Raw genomic sequence first — 17,288 nt, forward strand, 5'->3', positions numbered from 1 at the left:
CGCACACCACAACGTCATCGGAAATTCATTCCCATACCGAACACGTCCCCTATAGATAATGTCTGTGGCAGATGTAATCTGTTCGTGGGTGCCGCCACCGAAAATCCCGCCGGAGGCGGTCCCCACCCTCACTCCCAGCCGAACCCTCCGGGGGATGCCGCCATGCCGGTCCGCGACCACCGAACCGACCCGCACCCCGCCACACCGCGCCTTCGGCACCTGCTCACCACCGAACGGCCCCGGCCCGACGCGATACGCACCAGCCCCCGGGCCTGGCGCCTGGCAGTCGCCACCGTCTGCTTCGGCGCGTTCATGGGCCAACTCGACGCCAGCATCGTCACCCTCACCTACCGGCCGCTCCGCAACGAGTTCCACACCACCCTCGCCGGCGTCGAATGGGTCTCCCTCGCCTACCTGCTCACCCTGGTCGCGCTGCTCGTCCCCGCCGGCCGCCTCTCCGACGCCCGCGGCCGCAAACTCATGTACCTCTACGGCTTCGCCGTGTTCACCGCCGCCTCCGCCGCCTGCGGACTCGCCCCCACCCTGACCGCCCTCGTCGCCTTCCGCACCGTGCAGGCCGCCGGCGCCGCCCTCATGCAGGCCAACAGCGTCGCCCTCGTCACCACCAGCGCCCCGCCCGGCAAGATGCGGCCCGCCCTCGGCATCCAGGCCGCGGGCCAGGCCCTCGGACTCGCACTCGGCCCCACCATCGGCGGCGCCCTGGTCGCCACGGTCGGATGGCGTTGGGTCTTCGGTGTCAACGTCCCCATCGGCGTCATCGCCCTCATCGCCGGCCACTACCTGCTACCGCGAACACGCCAGCGCGCCACCAGCACCCGCATCGACACGGCCGCCGTCCTGCTCCTGGCCGCCACCACCACCTGTGCCCTGCTCGCCCTGTCCATCGCCTCGGGACTGCGCCTGCCCCTCTGGACCGCCCTCGCCCTCGCCGGCGCAGCGATCCTCGCCGGGTGGGCCTTCACCCGCCGCCAGCACACCCACCCCCGCCCCCTGGTCGACCTGGCCTTGCTGCGCACCGGCGGGATCGGCCCAGGACTTGCCGCCGGCTTGTGCGGCTACCTCGTACTGTTCGGCCCCCTCGTGCTCGTCCCCGTCGACCTCGACCGCCACGGCACCCCACCTCTGATCGCCGGCCTGGTCCTGACCGCACTCCCGCTCGGCTTCGCCCTCGCCGCGACCACCGCGGACCGCCTCCTCCCCGCCGCCTGGACCGACCAGCGGCGCAGCCGCTACGGCGCTGCCGGCTGCATCGCTGCCCTCGCCGTGCTCGCCGCTGTCCCGCAACAGCCCGCACTCCTTCCCGGCCCCCTGGCCCTACTCGGCCTGGCCCTCGGCGTCTTCATCCCGGCCAACAACACCCTCGTCATGAAAGCCATCCCCGCCACCGCCGCCGGAACCGGCGGCGGCATGGTCAACATGACCCGCGGCCTCGGCACCGCCATCGGCGTCGCCGCCGTCACTCTCGCCCTCCACCTCGGCGGCACCGGAACCGGAGCCCGCACCGCCACCCTCGTCCTGCTCGCCTTCGCCGCCCTCGCTTGGGCACTCGGATACGCCTCCCACCACCCTTGACCTGCCCGGGATACCGGGAGAGTGCCCGAGCCGGATAGCAGTCAGCCGTAGATCGCGGGTGGTGCCCCGGGGGCGGGGGCGGAGCGGGTGCCCGAAGGGCAGAGCATGGCGGACTCGCCGAGGGTCGTCGGCCGCGAGCGGAGCCGGCAGGGGGGGCCGAGGCCGGGGCGTTGTGGGCGCCGGTACGGACGGTGGTGCGGGTGGTGGCCGGCCCGTTCGCCGTCACGGTGCCAGGCACTGCGGTGGCAGCGGGAACCAGCGCAGGGCTTCGAAGTCTGCAGGGAGGGCGCAGGGGCCGGAGGCGACGGGGTCGGGCAGGCCGGCGAGCAGCGTGCGGGCTTCGGCGAGTTGTCCGGCGAGTGCCTCCTCGCCCATCCGCGCGCGTCCGTGCGGCCAGTGCAGGTGGCCGTGCTCGTCATAACCGGTGTCTGTGAGTCGTAGCGGCGGTCCGGCCGCGGCGTCGCGGTGGCGCCACAGTCCGGTGCGCGGGTCGAAGCGGTAGTCGGGCAGCAGCCGGTGTCCGTTGTCGGCGAGCAGGTCGACGGCGTCGATGAGGTAGTCCCGGACGGTGTCGGACAGGAAGTAGTGGAAGTTGATCCGGGTCCAGCCCGGCTTGATCCCCTCGCACCGGTGCCCGACGATCTCGTCGCGGAAGGCGTGCGAGTGCGGTGCGTCGATCGCGAGCAGGCGGTGGCCGTAGGGGCCGGCGCAGGAGCAGCCGCCGCGTGACTGGATGCCGAAGAGGTCGTTGAGGACGGCGACCACGAAGTTGTGGTGCAGGAACCGGTGGCCGTGCCGGATCCGGAAGGAGACGATGGACAGCCTGCGGGCGGCGTGGCTGCCGAGGACGTCGATGCGAGGGTTGCGTTCCCACCGGTCGAGGGCGGCGTGCCACATGCTCTCCTCGCGGGCCTGGATCAGGTCGGTGCCGACGGCTTGTTTGAGGCCGAATACCAGGCCGGCGCGGATGGATTCGACGATGGCGGGTGTGCCGCCCTCCTCGCGGGCGACCGGGTCGTCGAGGTACCGGTGGCTGGTGGGGTCCACGAACAGCACCGTGCCGCCGCCGGGCGCGGTGGGCACGGGGTTGCGGACCAGTTCCCGGCGTACGACCAGCACGCCGGGTGTCTGCGGGCCGCCGGGGAACTTGTGCGGGGAAAGGAACAGTGCGTCCTTGCCGTCGCCCCGGCCCGGGGCGCTGTCGGCCGCGCGGATGGGCACGTACGGCGCGGCTGCGGCGTAGTCCCAGAACGAGAGTGCGCCGTGGTCGTGCAGGAGGCGGGCCGTGCGGTCGGCGTCGGTGAGGATGCCGGTCACGTTGGAGGCGGCGGAGAAGCTGCCGATCTTCAGCGGCCGGTCGGCGAAGCGCGCGAGCTGGGCCGCGAGGTCGGCGAGGTCGAGGTGCCCGTCGGCGTCCTCGCCGATGGTCACCACGTCGGCGACGGTCTCGCGCCAGGGCAGTTCGTTGGAGTGGTGCTCGTACGGTCCGACGAAGACCACCGGCCGCTCACCGGGCGGCAGTCGTCCGTCGGGCCCGAGCCGGGCGGCGAGACCGGTGGGCGTCCGCAGTTCGAGGATGCCGATGAGCTTGTTGACGGCGGCGGTGGAGCCGGACCCGCAGAAGATCACCAGGTGGTCGTCGGTGCCGCCGACGCTCTCCCGGATCATGCGGCGGGCATCCTCGCGCAGCCGCGTCGTCTGCAGACCGGTGCCGGAGCTCTCGGTGTGGGTGTTCGCGTACCGAGGGAGCACGGCCTCGCGGATGAAGTCCTCGATGAAGTCGATTGAGCGGCCGGAGGCGGTGTAGTCGGCGTAGGTGACCCTGCGTGGTCCGTAGGGGCCGTCCAGGACTTCGCCTTCGCCGATGATGCCCGCCCGGATGCGCTCCAGCAGCGGTGAGGGCGGGGCGGGGGAGGTGGACCGTTCGCCCGATGCGGTGGTGGTGCTCACGTCGCCCTCCTGTCAGGGCGGCCGGGACCGGTCGGCGTGGTCCCGGAGAACCCCGTTGATTGCCAGCATCCCGCATCGGCTCCCGGCGGGCCAGAGCCGGACGGCCCTCCCGCACAGCTCCTCGCAGGCCTTCCGCTGGTACAGCCGGCGCCGGGCCCGGGTGGGCGGGATCGGCGTCTCCCGCTTCAGAAAACCGCAGGTCAGTGGCAATCCGACCGTCCTTAACGGTATCCGTCGGTACTGCACAGGAATGATCAGCGCGCGACGGTACCCGCCGAGTCAGGCTGCGGGTGGATCGGGATTCCCGTCCTCCGGGGAGCCGCCCGGGAAAGACCACCCATCGACAAAGGTGTGATCAGGAGGAAGGTCTTCCCCTGTCGCCCTCCTTGTACTTCGCCTGCTTTGCCTCGCTAGCGCGCTGGCCGGCGGGGAGTTTCCGCAGGAAGTCGTCAACGGCATAGGCGCTGGGGGACCGACGAGGCTCGTGCATGGTTTCAGGGGCGAAGACCGGCTCGGAATCCTCGATGTCCTCGGTGTCCTGCCTCTCGGCGAGACTGGCGACCACGCCGACGACGGCCAGGCCCACGGCGCCGACGGCGACGATCTTGGGCTTGTGCTTCCTGTACCAGTTCTTCGCGGTCTCGGCGAAGGAGGTGGGCTCGCCGTCCGCGGGGTTGGCCCGGTCGTTGACCTCAGGGGTCTCGTCGGAGGCGTTCACCTGCATAGACCTACCGGACCTGACCCTCGGCTGTCAGGCGATTACCCGACATCGCTCAATCAAGTTCAGCTGTCGGGGTGGAGCCGGTCACTGGTGTCTGGGCGGTCGGTCGCGCCGAGTAGGGCGCGCATCGGGTTGAGGGCGAAGCCCCGGGGCTTTGTTGCGTGGATGCCCCGTCGGTGCGCTGTTCATGGTCTCGGCGGTGTGCCGGGCACGGCCTGTGCGGCGTGCCCGGCGGCGGGCGGCTACCGGTGGAGTGCGGCGAGGGTGGTGTCGAGGTCGGGGCCGCCGGTGCGGGGGCGGTTGTAGGGGAGTTTGCCGAGCATGGCGCCCATGGCGCAGGTGTTGGTGATCGCGGCGAAGGCGAGGCCTGCGCCGACGGCGGCGGAGAACCAGCGGGCGCCGGGGAGTGCCAGGTCGGCGAGGATGCCGAGGGCGATGAGGGAGCCGGCTGCGAGGCGGACCTGGCGGTCCATGGCCCAGACGGCGCGTGCGCCTTCGGGGCGGTTGAGGGGGTGGCCGTTCTGGGCCCAGGCGGAGGTGCCGCCGATGAGGGTGTGGGCGGTGATGCCGGTGGCGGCGAGCTTCTCGCAGGCGTTCTGGGAGCGGGCGCCGGAGGCGCAGACGACGGCGATCGCGCCGTGCGCGGCGGCTGCGCGCAGGGTGGGCAGGGCGCGGTCGAGCTGGTCGAGGGGGATGTTGTGGGCGCCGGGGATGTGGCCGCCGGCGTACTCGCCGGGGGAGCGAACGTCGATGACGGTGAGCTGCTCGAGGCGGGGGTGGAGCTGCTCGACGGTCAGGGGCGTTGCCATGGGGTGAGGTCCTTCCGATGGGGCGGGGCGCCGTCGGGACGTCGGCGTCCATGGGGGAGCGTGCCGCAGACGGGTGCCGGCGTCCGGGAGTTGTGTGCGGAGTCAGCGGAGCGCGTCGGTGATCATCAGTGCGGCGACGGCGAGCAGTGCGACGGCGAACGCCTTCTGGAGGGTGCGGCTGCTGAAGCGGTCGGCCAGGCGTTTGCCGTCCCAGGCGCCGAGGATGGCGGCGGCGGTGAACGGGGCGATGACGGCCCAGTCGAGCGAGCCTGTCGTGCCGATGCGAGGGACCAGTGCGGCCAGGGAGTTGGCGGTGATGACCAGCAGGCTGGTGCCGACGGCCTCGGCCATGGTGAAGGCGAGGACGGAGACGAGGGCGGGGACGGCGAGGAAGCCGCCGCCCACTCCCAGCAGGCCGGTGACGGCGCCGAGGCCGGCGCCGGCGGCGGCCGAACGCCCGGGGCCGCTCGCATTGGGCCGGTCGGCGTCCAGGTCGCCGGTGCGGTACCGGGCGGAGTCCTTGGGCTTGCGGGCCGAGGCGAGCATGCGCCAGGCGGCGAACGCTGCCAGCACCGCGAACGCGACGGTGAGCAGGGTGGCGGGCAGGTGGGCGGAGAGCGCGCCTGCGGCGGCGGCCAGGGGGAGTCCGGCGGCGGCGAACAAGAGACCGGTGCGCCAGCGTACGCGCCCGGCCCTGGCGTGGGCGAGGAGCCCGGTGAGCGAGGTGGCGGCGACGATGAGGAGGCTGGCGGTGCCGGCGTGGGCGGGGGTGAAGCCGAGCAGGTAGATCAGGGCGGGGACGGCGAGCATGCTGCCCCCTCCGCCGAGGCCGCCGAGTGCCAGGCCGACGACGGCGCCGGCGATCAGGGCGAGAACGAGCGTGGTCATATGACCTGGCCGCCTGCGCCGTGTGCGGTGACGACGGGGAGCCCGGCGTCGGCCCAGGCCCGCATCCCGCCCGCCACGTTGACGGCGGTGACGCCGCGCGCCGTGAGCAGGGCGACGGCGTGCTGCGAGCGGTTGCCCGAGCGGCAGATCGCCAGCACCGTCCGTCCCACCGCGTCGGGCGGCAGATCGTCACCGGCGTCGAGGACGCCGAGCGGCACCCAGAGCGCGGAGGGCGATCGGCCCGCGGCGTACTCCTCCTGCTCGCGGACGTCGACGAGGACCGCCCGGCCGGTCGCGACCATCCGCTCGGCCTCGGCCGGGGTGGCCTGCGGCGGGGCGGGTGGCTGGTGGGTCGAGAGCATGGCTGGCCTCCGGTGGGTGTGTTGCGAGTCGATGGAAGCGGCGCCCAGGTGACGGTGGCGACCTGGCCGGGCGGTGAGGGGCGGAGTGCGCGGCGGCCTGTGAACGACGCCCCTTGCTTCCGATAATACCCATGGGGGTATCTTTGAAGGCAAGGGATACCCCACCCCGTATCTTTCGGGCTCACGCGGCGGCCCGACTCGGCCGCATCGGCCCGGGCTGCCATGCCTCAGGAACAGGAGCGATCCACGTGTTCTTCGCCCAGTACTACCTCGACTGCCTCTCCCAGGCCTCGTACCTCATCGCCGACGAGGCCACCGGCCGCGCGGTCGTGGTGGACCCGCGGCGCGACATCGACGAGTACGTCGCGGACGCCGAGGTGCACGGCTTCACGATCGAGGCCGTGATCAACACCCACTTCCACGCCGACTTCCTGGCCGGCCACCTGGAGCTGGCGGCCCGCACCGGCGCGTGGATCGGCTACGGGCGGCGCGCCGAGACGGAGTACCCGATCCGCCACCTCGCCGACGGCGAGCGGATCAGCCTGGGTGAGGTCACCCTGCAGATCGTGGAGACCCCCGGCCACACCCCCGAGTCGATCAGCGTCCTCGCGTACGAGCGCGCCGAGGATGCCGTGCCGTACGGCGTGCTGACCGGCGATGCGCTGTTCATCGGCGACGTCGGCCGGCCCGATCTGCTCGCCTCCGTCGGCGTGACGGCCGAGGAGCTCGGCCGGATGCTCTACGACAGCGTCCAGCGCAAGCTGATGTCGCTGCCGGACGAGGTCCGGGTCTTCCCCGCCCACGGCGCCGGCTCGTCCTGCGGCAAGAACCTCTCCACCGAGCGCCAGTCCACCATCGGTGCGCAGCGCGCCACCAACTACGCCTGCGCCCCCATGGGCGAGGACGACTTCGTCGCCATCGTCACCGCCGGCCAGTCCGCCGCGCCCGGCTACTTCGGCTACGACGCCACCCTCAACCGCCAGGACCGCGCCCTCTACGACACCGCCCAGGCCCACCGCCCGCTCACCGCCGACGAGTTCCGCGCCCGCCGCGCAGCCGGAGCGGTCGTCGTCGACGCCCGCAGCCCCCAGGAGTTCGCCGCCGGACACCTGCGCGGGGCCATCAACGTCCCCGCCGACGGCCGCTTCGCCGAACAGGCCGGCGCCGTCCTCACCCCGGACGCCGAACTCCTCGTCGTCGCCCCCGACGGACAGGAGCAGGAAGTGGTGACCCGCCTCGCCCGCATCGGCTTCGACCGCACCGCCGGCCACCTCGCCGACGCGGAGAGCGCCCTCGCCGCGTTCGCCGACGACCTCACACCCGCCAGCCGCCTCACCGTCGACCAGCTGCGCACCGCCCTCACCGCCGACCTGCCGCCGCTCGTCATCGACGTCCGCACCTGCGGCGAGCGCGCCGAAGGAGCCGTCGAGGACTCCGTGCACATCGCCCTCAACGAACTGCCCGGCCGTCTGGACGAGATCCCCACCGACCGCCCGCTCGTCCTCCACTGCGCCGGCGGCCACCGCTCCTCCATCGCCGCCAGCCTCCTGCGCCACCACGGCTACGGTGACGTCTCCGACCTGCTCGGCGGCTACGCCGCCTGGGCAGCCGCCCACCAGCCCGCCGCCTGAACCCGGTCCCTGGTCCGGAAGGAATACCCACCGCCCCGCGACCGCTTCCATAGATACCCATGGGGGTATTTATGGAAGGGTTGTGGGAGTGATGGCGAACATGGTGGTCCAGGCGGCGGAGCCGCTCGTCACCGCCTGCGGGCGGCGGATCGACGTAGGACAGCTCAAGGTTGACGGCCCTTCCGTCCGGATCGGCCGGGTCACCCTCGATGTCGGACCCGAGACCGGCGGAACCTCCCGCATCTGGGCCGGACTCAGCCCGGCCGAGGCGCGTGAACTCGCACAGCGCCTGCTCGACCAGGCAGCCCGTGCCGAGGGGGAGTCGTCACCGACGGCCGCCCGGAGGGTGGTCGAGGTTGCCCGTGCCGGCCCCCACGGCTGGGCCGCGACCGCAAACGGCCGGCACCTGCTCACCGCCGGAGGTCGCGCCCCGGCGCCCACTCCCGTGGAGCAATTGGTGGCATCCGCGGCAACGTGTGCGGCCGAACGCGCCGCCCGATTCCTGGAAAGCCGGGGCCTCCCGCACGACACCCTGCGCGTCACCGCCCACTACGACGAACTCGACGACCAGCCCGCCAGGATCACCTCCCTGCGCCTGGTCCTCGCCCTACCGCCCGGCCTCGACCCGCAGCGGCACGCAGCGCTGCGCGAGGCCCTCACCCGGTGCGCGGTCACCAACACCCTCCGGCACCCACCGAAGGTCATGGTCGACCTACTCTGACGGGGGCTGCTACCCACGCCGCCGCGCAGCGACGCTGAGGATGGGTCAATCGGTCGTGACGGACGTTCCGCCCCATTCCTCCGGGGCAACGTCTGCGAGCGTCTCCGAGAACGTCCACTGGTGGCCCGCAAGGTCCTCGGCGGTGTACTGCCGTTCGCCGTAGTCGAAATCGGTCGGTTCCATGATGATGCGTGCGCCATGCTCCCGGGACCGCTCGTAGTGAGCGCCAACGTCTTCCACGCGCACCATCACCGAGTGTGTGACCTCGCCGGGGCGTGGCGGGCGGCGATCATGTCGTACATCGCCGACGATCACGGCACCATCGCCGAAAGCGAGCTGTGCGCGGTGGTCCTCGCCGATCCGCACCCGCACGGCAAACCCGAAGGCTGCACCGAGCCAGGCAACCGCCTCGCGCACATCGGGATAGATCAGGACGGGGATCACCGTCGACGCCGGAATGGAGCGATTCGGCTTCATGTCCTACTCCAGACGTTCGGGCCGCGTCGTGCGACTGAAGTACGTACTCACCGGCGGACGCCAGGGCTGCTCGCCACGGAGGCCCTCGCAGACGTGGAAGAAGGTCGTCCGGTCTCAGCTCCAATCTAGCGGAGCAGCACCTGCGTGAGCCGCCACAGCCGCTGCGGCAGGTCAGCCGTCCTCGGGCCCTCGGGGACCTCCGCAAAGGTGTCGAGCAGGGGGCGGTCGAAGAGGTGCATGACAGAGCCGACGGGCACTCGGCGGACGTGTCTGCACGAAGCCGGCGATCCGCGACGGAGCAACAGTGCTGGTCACGGCCATCAACGAGCCGCCATGACCAGCACGCCGCAACAGGCCTCAGCCGGGCGGGCGCAGGCCGCCGGGCCGCATCACCCGTGGTGCAGGTGATGCGGCCCGGCGGCCTGCGCCCATCGGTCCGTCACGAAGCCGGTCGGCGCAGCGTGCTCTTCCGGCGGCCCTCGGTTCGTCCGGCGGGCTTGTGGACTACGCGGCGGATGCCGCGATCCGCTGACGCACGTCGTCCATGTCCACGGCGCGGACCTGGCGGATCACGTCCTCCAGTGCGGCCTCCGGCAGCGCGCCGGGCTGGGCGTAGAGGACGATGCCGTCGCGCACCGCCATCAGGGTCGGGATCGAGGCGATCTGGAAGGCGGTGGCGAGCTGCTGCTGCGCCTGGGTGTCGACCTTGCCGAACACGATGTCCGGGTGCTTGTGCGACACACGCTCGAAGACGGGCGCGAACATCCGGCACGGACCGCACCACGCGGCCCAGAAGTCCACGAGCACGATGCCCTCGCCGCCGGCGATCTCGTCGAAGTTCTTCTCGGTCAGCTCGACAGTGGCCATGGCCGATCTCCTCTCGCAAATACCCCCACGGGTATGTTAACGGTGAAGCGCGGTCGGCTATTCCGGTCCGTCGGACGGGGTCGTCTCGATGCGGACGGTCGGCGGCCGGTGGAGGGTGTTGTGGACGGTGCAGTGCGAGGCGACGGCGAGCAGTGCGTTGTACCGGGCCGGGTCCAGGCCCTTCGGCGGCTCCACGGTGAGGGTCACCTCGGAGACCCGGGCGGGGCGGTCGGTGGCCATCGTGAAACCGGCGTCCACCCGCAGCCCTTTCGGATCGACATCGTGCCGGACCAGGTATCGGCCGGCGTAGAACGCCACGCACGAGGCGAGCGACGCGGCGAACAGTTCGGTCGGGGTGGGGCCGGCGTCCTGGCCGCCGTCCTCGACCGGCTGGTCCACGACGAGGCGGTGGCCGCGAACCGCGATTTCGTAGCGGTCTCCGGTCAGGTGCTCGATCCGGATCCGGCCAGGAGGGAGTGTTGCGCCGGAGTCGGTGGGTGAGGCGCTCTGCGCGGGCGAGGTCACGGTCTGCTCCTGTCGACGGGCCGCGAAACGGCCGGTGGCGGTCGGGTTCAGTTCCAGTGGAGACCGGTGCCGAGCGACAGGCCAGAGCCGACCGGCCCTGCCGGGAGGGCCCTTGATCCCCACCTGCGCCCGATATATACCCCACGGGGTAAACTGGAGGGGGAACGACACTCTGGAGGTGCGCACATGCAGGTCGACGACGACGCGGTCGGCGCGGTCCTGAACCGCCTTCGCCGCGCGCAAGGTCAGCTCGCCGGCGTCATTGCGATGATCGAGGCCGGGCGCGAGTGCAAGGACATCGTGACCCAGCTCGCCGCCGTCTCCCGCGCCCTCGACCGGGCCGGATTCAAGATCGTGGCCAGTGGCATGCGCCAGTGCATGGCCGCTGCCGACGGCGACGCGCCACCGATGAGCGAGGCCGAACTCGAAAAGCTCTTCCTCGCCCTCGCCTGACGTCCCGCCCGCCCATCGGCGGCGTCGTGTGGTGCGGTCCCATGCCCTCCCGGCCTGCTTGCGGGCAGGCCGGGACATCCGGCAGCCGGGACGTGAGGGCGTGCGACACGCCCCAAAGACCCTCAGTGGAATGCATATCTCCCTCTGGGTGTTGACGTACTCTGTTGCATACCCCTAGGGGTATTTATGGAGGTGGATCATGGTTCGGGAAGTCGACGTCGAGGCGTTCGCCGCCGCACGGACACGCGGCGCGCTGGTGCTCGACGTGCGTGAGGCCTTCGAGTTTGCCGCGGGGCATGTGCCTGGCGCCCGCTGGGTCCCGCTGGGCATGCTCGCGGGAAGAATCGCCGAACTGCCTCGCGACCGCACCGTCATGGTGATCTGCGCCTCCGGCAACCGGAGCCGGATCGGAGCCGAACTGCTCGGCCGGGCCGGCTTCGACGCCGCCTCCGTCCGGGGCGGGACCGCAGAGTGGTCGCTCTCCGGCCGCGATCTCGCCGTCTGACCTCCCTGACCTCATGCCACGAACGGAGCACGCCATGGACTACGGCATTCCCCTCACCCTCGACCTGCCTTTCGCCGAGGCCGTCGAGCGGGTGCGCGCCGCACTCGCCGAGCAGGGCTTCGGCATCCTCACCGAGATCGATGTCCGGGCCACCCTGCGGGCCAAGCTCGGCGAGGAGATCGAGGAGTACGTCATCCTCGGTGCCTGCAACCCGGCGCTGGCCCACCATGCCCTCCAGGTAGACCGGCGGATCGGGCTGCTGCTGCCGTGCAATGTGGTGGTCCGCGCGGCCGACGGGCGCACCGTGGTCGAGGTGATGGACCCGCAACTCATGGTGCGGGTCACCGAGCAGCCGGCGCTCGAAGCCGTGGCCGACGAGGCCGCCGGCCGGCTGCGCGCCGCACTGGACGTCCTCGCCGGCTGACCGTCCCTCCCGGGCCCGCCCCCGCGGGCCCTTTTTCCCGGTCTTTCATATACCCCCACCCGTATAGCGAGCCCACTGGGCCGCCCTTGGAACGGAGCACCCCCGTGAACCACCCGGACACATCGCTCGCCCAGCCCCCCACCGCGCCGCCGCCCGGAACTCCCGGCCGAGCCGGCCTCCTGGGCCGCCTCGGCGCCTGGTCGGCCGAGCACTTCAAGGCCGTACTCGTGGGATGGCTGCTCGTCGTGGTCGCGCTCGGCGCGTTCGCCCCGCAGGTCACCAGCGCCCTCTCCGGCGCCGGCTGGCAGGCCAACGGCTCCGAGTCGGTCAAGGTGCGCCAACTGGCGGAACAGCACTTCGCGGGCAACGCCTCCACCGCCCTGCAGATCGTCGTCGCCGCCGACCGGCCGGTCACCGACCCCGCCGTCCAGCAGGTCATCGGCAAGGCCGAGGCCGTCGCGGCCGCCGACCCCCGGATCTCCACCGTCGTCCCGCCCCAGCCCGGCACCACCATCAGCCAGGACGGCCGCACCGCCATCCTGCTCGCCGGCGCCAAGGCCAACCCCGATGACATGGTCCGCGCCGCCGACGACCTCAAGGGGCCGCTGAACGCCCTGTCCACCGACGGTGTCAGCGTGCACGCCACCGGCGCCTCCGTGCTGTGGAGCGACTTCAACACGGCCAACCACGACGCCATGATGAAGTCCGAGATCATGTCCTGGCCGGTCACCCTGGCCATCCTCGTCCTCGCCTTCGGCTCGCTGGTCGCCGCCGGACTGCCCCTGCTGCTCACCATGGCCGGACTTGCCGCCTCCGCCGGGTCGCTCGTGCTGATCAGCCACCTCTTCCCGGTCTCCATCTGGGCGATGAACTTCGCCATGATGTTCGCCCTCGCGCTCGGCATCGACTACGCGCTCTTCCTGGTCGTCCGCTTCCGCAGCGCCCGCATGGGACGCTCACTGAACAGTGCCGAGGCGGTCGCGGAGACGATGGACACCGCGGGCAAGGCCGTGCTGCTCTCCGGGGCGACCGTGCTGGTCAGCCTGTCCGCAGTGATGCTCGTGCCGTCCCCGGCGTTCCGCTCGATGGCCGGCGGCATCATGCTCGCCGTCCTGTTCGTCCTGGCCGCCACCCTCACCCTGCTGCCCGCCGTCCTCGGAAAGCTCGGACACCGCGTCGACGCCCTCGCCCTGCCCTGGGTGAAGACCGGCGAACACCGCTCACCGCGCTTCGCCGCCTGGGGCGAGCGCCTGTGGAAGCACCCCGTCCGCTACGGCGCCATCGCCCTGGCCGCGCTCATCGCCCTCGCCGCACCGGTCATCGGCCTGCGCACCGCGATGCCGTCCATCACCGTCGTCCCCGCCCACGACAGCGCCCGCGCCGGCTACACCGCCGTCCAGCAGGCCTTCGGCCCCGGCGCCCCCGGCACCCTGCAGATCATCACCCCCAGCGGGCAGGCCGCCTCGGTCGGCGCGCAGATCGCCCACACGCCCGGCATCGCCGGAGTGATGCCTGCCCAGAGCGCCGCCGACGGCTCCGGATGGTCGATGATCCAGGCCGTCCCGACCGTCGACCCGTCCAGCCCGCAGCTCGGCTCCACCTTGAACACCCTGCGCGCAGAACTCCCGCACGACACCATGGTCGGCGGCGCCGCGGTGGAGAACCTCGACCTGCAGCACCTGCTCACCCAGAAGACCCCGCTGGTCATCGGCGTGGTCATGGGACTGGGCTTCCTGCTGCTGCTGATCGCGCTGCGCGCTCCGCTGATCTCCGCGCTCGGCACCGCCGCCAGCCTGCTCTCCACCGGGGCGGCCTTCGGAGTCGCCCGGCTGGTCTTCCAGGACGGCCACGGTGCCGGGCTGCTCGGCTTCAAGCCGCAGGGCTTCCTGGACGGCTGGGCGCCGGTGTTCTTCTTCGCGATGATCTTCGCCATCGCGATGGACTACACCGTCTTCCTGCTCGCCTCCGCCAAGGAGCACTACGAGCGCAGCGGTGACCCCAAGGAGGCGATGGTGGGCGCGCTCGCCCACTCCGGCCGGGTGATCTTCGCGGCGGCCGGCGTCATGGTCGCGGTCTTCTTCACCTTCGCGATCTCCGGCCCGCTGCCGCCCAAGGAGATGGGCATCGTCCTGGGCGTCGCCGTCCTCCTCGACGCCGCACTCGTCCGGCTCGTCCTGCTCCCGGTCATCCTCCGCCTCACTGGCCGCGCCGCCTGGCACACCCCCGCCTGGCTCGACCGGGTCCTGCCGAAGATCAGCTTCTCCCACAGCTGACCCGCACCATCGGTGGCGGGGTCGCACAGCGGCGGCCCTGCCACCTTCGGCGTGCCGCACCGGAGGGATGTCGAACTGCCGCCCTCTCGGCGCCGTGGCCCGCCGCCCGTGACCGGAAGGCCGGTCGCGGGTCCGGCCGCCCCGCTCATACAACCCCTGGGTAAAGTCGTCCAAGGAGAGTGCATGCCATGCAGGTTGACGAGCCCGTCAGTGCCGTCGTCAACCACCTGCGCCGCGCAGGGCCAACTCGCCGGAGCCGGCGCAATGATCGAGGCGGGGCGGGACTGCCAGGACATCGTCACCGAGCCCGCCGCCGTCTCCCGACCCTCGATCGCGCCGGATTCAAAGTCGCCGCCGGTGGCACGCGCCGGTGCATGACCGCCGTCGACGGTGACACAACGCCCAGGACCGAAACGGAACTCGAAAAGCTCTTCCTCGCCCTCGTCTGACGCCCCACCCAGGTCCGGGCGACGTGAAGCCGTCCTTGCCGTCCACAGGGACGTCATGCCGGACCGGCTGCGACGGTCCGTCCGTACGGCACGCCGAGGCAGAGCCGCCCGACAGCCCACCCGCCGCTGCGCCGGCCGGCCGGCCGCCGGCCGTGCGCGGCTTGAACACGGATCCGCTCGGATCTCCTCGCGGGTGTGTGGTGGCCGGGAGTCGGCGGGCGGCATCCTGTCCATGCCGCCTGGCGACCCGCCGCGGGCCGGGATCGGGGCGGGTGCTTGTGCGTTCGCACTGCGGCGGGCCGGGGGCGGCGGGCGGGGCGGCGGCCCGGTTCGCGTCGGCAAGGGTGCAGGGGAGAGCGGCGTCGATGGCGAGGCCGCCGCCGTGGCAGAGCTGGTGGACGCGGACTGCGCGGGCCCGCCTGGCCGACTGGAGGGCGGGGAGGAAGGCCGATCCGAGCGACGGGCAGGCCGTGGGCGGCGTGCAGCGGCGGGACGACGTCACAGGCAGGCGCCTCGTTGAGCCGCGGGCCACGCCCTCTACGGCTGCGGAGCGCGGGGTTCTGTCACCGGGGCTCGTGACCCGGGCGACCCGGGTGCTGGCCGGATCGGCTGGGCGGGCCCCACCGGCCGGCGCCGGGCGAAGGGCGGCTTCGGTGCGGGCGGCTCGCGGGTCCGGCGTATGGCGACGGTGGTCGGCCCATTTCCAGTGCGGTGTACGCGGTGCCCAGGAGGAGCAGCGCGGCACGCAGGCCGGGGTGGGCTGGGATCCCGCCGATGGCCATGGCCGGAGTGCCGTAAGCGGTTGTCTCGATCTCCATGACGATGGTCGTTGGCCCGGTCGGGCCCGGTTGACGGCGAGCAGCGCGTGGCGCCCCCAGCCCCGCGATGGCGACCGGATCGGAAGCAGCGGCACCAGATTCGTGGCCGGACGGCCTGCGGCCAGGTGCGAATTGCGGCCGTGCGGGCCCCGCGCGGTCGGCCCGCACGGCTTGGCCCAACGACCGGGGGCGCCGCAGCCTCCGACCGCCCCCGGTGGCAACCGTGCAGCTCCGGTGGGCGGGGGCGTCAGCGCCGGCCGAACAGTCTCCCCAGCCAGCCGTTGGCCTTTCGGGCATCCTTGCTGCAGTCACAGCGGTTGGACTTGGGTACGCCCGCCAGCACCTGGTCGACGTGCATGCCGCATCCGGCGTAGGTGAGCTTGCTGCAAGTCCGGCAGACGACGCGTCGGCACATCGCATGAATCCTCTCTCGACGGCCCCGGCGAGGCCGATGCCTCAAATATACCGGAGGGGGTATGTGGGACGGGGGGTGCGGGCGTGTCGTCGAGGACATCCGTTGGCGCTGCGCCCGACCTGTCCGGTCCCGGGCGTTCGTTGGCTCGGTCCGCCGGCGCACGGTTCTCGGTGCGCCGCGAGGGACATTGCCCGATGGCGGGCCGCGCCTGGACGGGTGAGTCTGGAAGGTGGGGGCTGCCGGAAGGACTCTCCGACGACCCCCGATGCGGGCGCGGACCAGGGAATCAGTATGTGCTGGCCTGTCCGCCACCGGACCCTCCCGGTGGCGGCTGTCCGCAGCCCGGTGACAACGACGGCGCGTAGCACCCAGCCCTCAGTGCGGGCAAGGCGCGGAAGCCGGTGAACCACGTGTCGTGATTCGAAGAGGAGATTACCGGGCCCCGAGGGGACCTGGCCGGGATCCGTCGCTCGGGCGCGTCCGGATTGGGCAGCGGGCAGCAAACCGATATGGACAGTATGGACAGGAGGAACGATGAGGGACGCGGTCATTGTGGGGGTTGACAGCTCCGGACGGAGCCTGCGCGCGCTGATATGGGCCGCGAACGAGGCGGCGCTCCACCAGCGCCCGCTGTACATCGTCCACGTGCTGCCGTCCTGGGAGATGGACTTCCCGTTCTACCCTCCTGGGCGGTCGCAGGGCGCGAGCCGGCGCGGCGCGGCGATCCTCGCCGAGGCCGAGGCCATCGTCAGGGAGAGCCACCCCGGCCTGGAGGTGGCAACCACCCAGCTTCCCGGCTCTCCGTCCGAGGTCCTTCGATCCGCCTCCGAGCAGGCCCACAGCATCGTGCTCGGCGCCCGCGGCGAGGGCGGCTTCGGCAACCTGCTGCTCGGCTCCGTCAGCCTGTAGGTCGCCGGACACGCGGCCGGCCCCGTCGTGGTGGTCGGCCAGATCACCACCGGCCACCACAAGGTCGTCGTGGGCACCGACGGATCGGCACACTCCGACACCGCCCTGGAGTGCGGCTTCGAGGAAGCGTCCCTGCGCGGGGCCCGGCTCGAGGCCCTGCGCGCATGGAGCATGCCGAATTCGTCCGAATCCCCCGAGGGTGAAACCGACCCGGAGGAAGTCGAAGCCGAGCACCGGGTCGAACTCGAGGAGCAACTCGCAGGCCTCAGGAAGCAGTACCCCGACGTCGAGGTCGAGCGGCGCCTGGTCAGGGGAGGGGCCGCACCCGCCCTCATCCGCGCCTCCGACCGCGCCGACCTCGCGGTCGTCGGCTCACGCGGTCGCGGCGGATTCCACGGCCTCGCCCTCGGCTCCGTCAGCCACACCCTCCTGCACTACGGCATCTGCCCCATCGCCGTCGTGCGGCCCCGACCTGCCGAGACACCGGCCTGACCGTGA

The 17,288-nt window shown here is 72.0% G+C and carries 17 protein-coding genes and 1 pseudogene; 10 read left to right on the forward strand and 8 right to left on the reverse strand.

The genetic code is table 11. From position 1 onward, the window contains the following. Positions 1-162 precede the first annotated feature (162 nt). Positions 163-1,593, forward strand: a complete 1,431-nt coding sequence (locus OG715_RS31410; protein WP_266273925.1) for an MFS transporter — start codon at positions 163-165, stop codon at positions 1,591-1,593. Positions 1,594-1,815: 222 nt separating this feature from the next. On the opposite strand, the gene OG715_RS31415 is transcribed toward OG715_RS31410, so the two are convergent. The 5 genes from OG715_RS31415 to OG715_RS31435 form a co-directional block, all read right to left on the reverse strand. Then, positions 1,816-3,543 (reverse strand): aminotransferase class V-fold PLP-dependent enzyme, encoded by a 1,728-nt coding sequence (locus tag OG715_RS31415; protein ID WP_266273924.1) that lies wholly within the window; start codon positions 3,541-3,543, stop codon positions 1,816-1,818. Positions 3,544-3,898: 355 nt separating this feature from the next. After that, positions 3,899-4,261, reverse strand: coding sequence for a hypothetical protein (locus tag OG715_RS31420; protein ID WP_266273923.1), 363 nt, complete (start codon positions 4,259-4,261; stop codon positions 3,899-3,901). A gap of 245 nt (positions 4,262-4,506) precedes the next feature. Then, entirely contained in the window at positions 4,507-5,073 is a 567-nt protein-coding gene (locus OG715_RS31425) for a rhodanese-like domain-containing protein (RefSeq protein WP_266273922.1), read from the reverse strand. 102 nt (positions 5,074-5,175) lie between these two features. Beyond that, entirely contained in the window at positions 5,176-5,961 is a 786-nt protein-coding gene (locus OG715_RS31430; protein ID WP_266273921.1) for a sulfite exporter TauE/SafE family protein, read from the reverse strand. Beyond that, the gene (locus OG715_RS31435; protein WP_407661041.1) at positions 5,958-6,323 is read right to left on the reverse strand and encodes a rhodanese-like domain-containing protein; all 366 of its coding nucleotides are present in this window, start codon (positions 6,321-6,323) and stop codon (positions 5,958-5,960) included. The genes OG715_RS31430 and OG715_RS31435 overlap by 4 nt, the downstream gene beginning before the upstream one ends. Positions 6,324-6,571: 248 nt before the next feature. Between OG715_RS31435 and OG715_RS31440 the strand changes: the two genes are divergently transcribed. Together OG715_RS31440 and OG715_RS31445 are read left to right on the forward strand one after the other, a co-directional pair. After that, a complete protein-coding gene (locus OG715_RS31440; protein ID WP_266273920.1) occupies positions 6,572-7,954 on the forward strand; it encodes a rhodanese-like domain-containing protein in 1,383 nt (460 codons plus the stop codon). A 91-nt stretch (positions 7,955-8,045) separates the two neighbouring features. Further along, a complete protein-coding gene (locus OG715_RS31445; protein WP_266273919.1) occupies positions 8,046-8,675 on the forward strand; it encodes an OsmC family protein in 630 nt (209 codons plus the stop codon). Between the two features lie 45 nt (positions 8,676-8,720). Here the strand turns inward: OG715_RS31445 and OG715_RS31450 are convergent, their stop codons facing one another. From OG715_RS31450 to OG715_RS31460, 3 genes are all read right to left on the reverse strand, one after another. After that, a complete protein-coding gene (locus OG715_RS31450; RefSeq protein WP_266273918.1) occupies positions 8,721-9,152 on the reverse strand; it encodes a VOC family protein in 432 nt (143 codons plus the stop codon). A 504-nt stretch (positions 9,153-9,656) separates the two neighbouring features. Next, the gene (gene trxA, locus OG715_RS31455) at positions 9,657-10,019 is read right to left on the reverse strand and encodes a thioredoxin (RefSeq protein WP_266273917.1); all 363 of its coding nucleotides are present in this window, start codon (positions 10,017-10,019) and stop codon (positions 9,657-9,659) included. 57 nt (positions 10,020-10,076) lie between these two features. Continuing rightward, positions 10,077-10,544 carry an OsmC family protein gene (locus OG715_RS31460; RefSeq protein ID WP_266273916.1) on the reverse strand — a complete coding sequence of 156 codons (468 nt, stop codon included), beginning with the start codon at positions 10,542-10,544 and terminating at the stop codon, positions 10,077-10,079. A gap of 186 nt (positions 10,545-10,730) precedes the next feature. On the opposite strand from OG715_RS31460, the gene OG715_RS31465 reads away from it, so the two are divergent. From OG715_RS31465 to OG715_RS31495, 7 genes and pseudogenes are all read left to right on the forward strand, one after another. Next, a complete protein-coding gene (locus OG715_RS31465) occupies positions 10,731-10,997 on the forward strand; it encodes a metal-sensitive transcriptional regulator (RefSeq protein ID WP_266273915.1) in 267 nt (88 codons plus the stop codon). A 199-nt stretch (positions 10,998-11,196) separates the two neighbouring features. Beyond that, positions 11,197-11,502 (forward strand): rhodanese-like domain-containing protein, encoded by a 306-nt coding sequence (locus OG715_RS31470; protein WP_266273914.1) that lies wholly within the window; start codon positions 11,197-11,199, stop codon positions 11,500-11,502. Positions 11,503-11,536: 34 nt separating this feature from the next. Continuing rightward, positions 11,537-11,926: a DUF302 domain-containing protein gene (locus OG715_RS31475; RefSeq protein ID WP_266273913.1), complete on the forward strand. Its 390-nt coding sequence runs from the start codon at positions 11,537-11,539 to the stop codon at positions 11,924-11,926. Positions 11,927-12,030: 104 nt separating this feature from the next. Then, positions 12,031-14,199 (forward strand): MMPL family transporter, encoded by a 2,169-nt coding sequence (locus tag OG715_RS31480; protein ID WP_266273912.1) that lies wholly within the window; start codon positions 12,031-12,033, stop codon positions 14,197-14,199. Positions 14,200-14,387: 188 nt separating this feature from the next. Then, positions 14,388-14,648 (forward strand): annotated as a pseudogene (locus OG715_RS31485) (metal-sensitive transcriptional regulator). A 1,767-nt stretch (positions 14,649-16,415) separates the two neighbouring features. Beyond that, positions 16,416-16,790 (forward strand): universal stress protein, encoded by a 375-nt coding sequence (locus OG715_RS31490; RefSeq protein WP_266273911.1) that lies wholly within the window; start codon positions 16,416-16,418, stop codon positions 16,788-16,790. Positions 16,791-16,820: 30 nt separating this feature from the next. Next, positions 16,821-17,282: a universal stress protein gene (locus OG715_RS31495; protein ID WP_266273910.1), complete on the forward strand. Its 462-nt coding sequence runs from the start codon at positions 16,821-16,823 to the stop codon at positions 17,280-17,282. The last annotated feature ends 6 nt before the right edge of the window (positions 17,283-17,288 follow it).

The sequence above is a fragment of the Kitasatospora purpeofusca genome (assembly GCF_036010405.1).
In the GTDB taxonomy this organism is placed as follows: domain Bacteria; phylum Actinomycetota; class Actinomycetes; order Streptomycetales; family Streptomycetaceae; genus Kitasatospora; species Kitasatospora purpeofusca.